The organism is Pseudomonas sp. PS01303 (assembly GCF_029959385.1).
Classification (GTDB): Bacteria; Pseudomonadota; Gammaproteobacteria; order Pseudomonadales; family Pseudomonadaceae; genus Aquipseudomonas; species Aquipseudomonas rustica.
In genome coordinates, this window is sequence record NZ_JASCPK010000297.1 from 1 (window position 1) to 2,135 (window position 2,135).

Genomic DNA, 2,135 nt, shown 5'->3' on the forward strand with positions numbered 1-2,135 from the left:
GGATTTATCCCCGCTGGGTTGCGAAGCAGCCCCGCTTTTGACTTACAAGCGGGCCTGCTGCGCAGGCCAACGGGGATAAATCCCCTCGCCACAGATAAATCCCCTCTCCACAGATAAATCCCCTCGCCACAGAGGTTCCCTCCAAGAATGGTTGTGTGTTCGGGCTTTTTTTCGGGAAATGACGTTTTTTGCGTGCTATCTGCCGCTTTGTCACCTTGCCCTGCGCCTCAGGGTCTACGATGCTTGGATAACAACGACAACACCTGAGTAACCGCCATGAAGACCGTCGCCCAACTGCTCAAGCTCAAAGATCAGAAAAATCAGGAAGTGCACCAGATCAAACCTGATCACATGGTGCTCGAAGCGCTGATGAAGATGGCCGAGAAAAACGTCGGCGCCTTGCTGGTGGTGGAGAACGATGAAGTGCTGGGCATCATCAGTGAGCGCGATTACGCCCGTAAGCTGGTGCTGCATGGCCGTTCGTCGGTGGGCACGCCGGTGCGCGACATCATGGTCTCGCCGGTGATCACCGTCGATACGCACCAGACCGTCGACACGTGCCTGGGCATCATGTCCGACAAGCGTCTGCGCCATTTGCCGGTGGTGCAGGATGGCAAGTTGATCGGGCTGCTGTCGATTGGTGACCTGGTCAAGGAAGCCATTGCCGAGCAGGCTCACTCCTACATTTGGTTTTGCGTCGGGCTCAAGCAGGCCAATGCCGGGCAAACACCGGGGACAGCACCGGGTGCCGGTCAATGCGTTGCAGCCACGCGTAAAACCCCGGCCGCGTCTGACGCAAATGCTCGCGGCTCCCCGCCCAACGGGTTACCACCGCCGCCAACACATCCAGCGCACCCGGCGTTTCGTCGTCCAGGTACAGCTCGGCGGAGAACTGGTCGGCAAACACTTCCCAACTCCAGTGCAATCGCTCACGGGCGCCGGCCATCAGGTTCTGTCGCGACGCTTCGTCGGGCATCAATAGCCAGCGCTCTGGATAATCGATCACGCCAATCGCTGCGTAACAATTGCTGACGATATAAACCATGCCGCGAATCGCCTGGTCGCGCTCGGCGGCCTCGACTGGCAGCAAATCGGACTTGGGAAAGGTCAGGCCGAGGTGAATCAGAATCGCCGCGCTTTCGGTCAGCGCACTGCCGTCGGGCAATTGCAGGGTCGGGATCTGTTTCAGCGGATTGAGCTTGGCCAGCGCCTCGGCGGCCTCGCTGCTGGCTTCGATATCGATGAAGCGATAGGCGATCTGGCACAGCTCCAGCGCCGCTTCGATGGCGGCTGCGCCGGAATTTCGATGTCCGTAGAGTTGATACATAGCTCCCCCCTTTCGATTGGTTATCCGCCCACTTCAGTTGTAGTGCATTTGCAGCCTTTGGGTCTACCTCCCTGCCCAGTGGGGCTTCAGGGTGTTTGAAATTTATTTTTCAGGCACTGCATCCAAACCGCTCCGCCACGGGTAGTCCCTGTAACAGCCCTCCTCGGCTGTCAGCGGTTTACCCTTTTCGGAGAACACCTGATGAACATCACCCAACTGATTGGCTTCACCGGTTTGCTCGCCGTCACCTCGACGACCTTCGCCCAAAGCAGTTATCCCGATGCGATCAAAGTGCCGGACGGCCACAAGATCGCCATGGAAACCACCGGGGTTGGCGAGATTACTTATGAATGCCGCGACAAACCCAACGCCGCCGGGCAGACCGAGTGGACGTTCGTTGGCCCGAAAGCGGTGCTCAACGATCGCAGCGGCAAGCAGGTCGGCACTTATTTCGGCCCGCCGGCTACGTGGCAGGCCAAGGACGGTTCGAAAGTCACCGGCACGCAACTGGCCGTAGCGCCGTCGACACCGGGGAATCTGCCTTATCAACTGGTCAAGGCCAACCCTGCTGAAGGCAAAGGCGCGATGAGTGGTGTGAGTTATATCCAGCGCGTTGCGCTCAAGGGCGGCGTGGCGCCGGGCAGTGAATGCACGGCGGCGAACAAGGGCAAGCAGGAAGTGGTGAAGTATCAGGCCGATTACATTTTCTGGGCGGCGAACTGATCCATGCTTTTGTAGGAGCCGAGCTTGCTCGCGAAAGCGGTAGGTCTGTGACGCACGGGTCAACTGACATACCGCCTTCGCGAGC

At 59.0% G+C, this 2,135-nt stretch carries 2 protein-coding genes and 1 pseudogene; 2 read left to right on the forward strand and 1 reads right to left on the reverse strand.

Annotated elements, in window-relative coordinates:
• Window positions 1-276: 276 nt before the first annotated feature.
• Window positions 277-675 (forward strand): annotated as a pseudogene (locus QMX93_RS30595) (CBS domain-containing protein); the annotation flags it as partial.
• A 28-nt stretch (window positions 676-703) separates the two neighbouring features.
• Here QMX93_RS30595 and QMX93_RS30600 read toward each other — a convergent pair.
• Window positions 704-1,327, reverse strand: a complete 624-nt coding sequence (locus tag QMX93_RS30600) for a glutathione S-transferase N-terminal domain-containing protein (protein ID WP_282359324.1) — start codon at window positions 1,325-1,327, stop codon at window positions 704-706.
• 201 nt (window positions 1,328-1,528) lie between these two features.
• Between QMX93_RS30600 and QMX93_RS30605 the strand changes: the two genes are divergently transcribed.
• Complete coding sequence (locus QMX93_RS30605; protein WP_053121866.1) at window positions 1,529-2,050, forward strand: DUF3455 domain-containing protein; 522 nt, start codon at window positions 1,529-1,531, stop codon at window positions 2,048-2,050.
• Window positions 2,051-2,135 lie beyond the last annotated feature (85 nt).

Coding starts and splice junctions, on each gene's coding strand:
- QMX93_RS30605 (WP_053121866.1), top strand. CDS start 1,529: ATGAACATCACCCAACTGATTGGCTTCACCGGTTTGCTCGCCGTCACC.
- QMX93_RS30600 (WP_282359324.1), bottom strand. CDS start 1,327: ATGTATCAACTCTACGGACATCGAAATTCCGGCGCAGCCGCCATCGAA.